Raw genomic sequence first — 570 nt, 5'->3', positions numbered from 1 at the left:
ATTTCGCCGTCACCCAGGAACGCCCAGACCTGCTGGTCCGAGGTGTCCTTGATGCCGCGGTTCTGCAGGTACCGGTTGGACTGCGCCTGGTAGATCGCGTTCATCGGCCCGATCCCCATCGACACGGTGGGGAATTCCCAGAACTTGGGCATCAGCCGCGGGTGCGGGTAGGAGGACAGGGCATGTCCTTCCTTGGACTTCTCCTGCCGGAAGCCGTCCAGGTCCTCCTCGCTCAGCCGGCCCTCCATGAAGGCCCGGGCGTACATGCCGGGGGAGGCATGGCCCTGGAAGAAGACCTGGTCCCCGCCGCCGGGGTGGTCCTTGCCGCGGAAGAAGTGGTTGAAGCCGACCTCGTACAGCGTCGCGGCGCCCGCGTAGGTCTAGATGTGCCCGCCGACGCCGATATCGGCCCGCTGCGCCCGGTGCACCATGACCGCGGCGTTCCACCGCAGCCACGCCCGGTACTTGCGCTCGATCTCCTCGTCGCCGGGGAACGGGGCTTCCTGGTCCACCGGGATCGTGTTCACGTAGTCCGTGGTGGTCACCATCGGCACGCCCACACTCTGCGCG

1 pseudogene is annotated in these 570 nt (G+C 67.4%); it reads right to left on the bottom strand.

Annotated elements, in window-relative coordinates:
• A pseudogene (locus J9611_RS06970) lies at window positions 1-570 on the bottom strand (pyruvate dehydrogenase (acetyl-transferring), homodimeric type); the annotation flags it as partial.

Origin of the sequence: Pseudarthrobacter albicanus (genome assembly GCF_018224015.1) — a bacterium.
In the GTDB taxonomy this organism is placed as follows: domain Bacteria; phylum Actinomycetota; class Actinomycetes; order Actinomycetales; family Micrococcaceae; genus Arthrobacter; species Arthrobacter albicanus.
The sequence above is the reverse complement of the archived record's forward strand: the minus strand, read 5'-3'. Positions and strand labels throughout refer to the sequence as shown.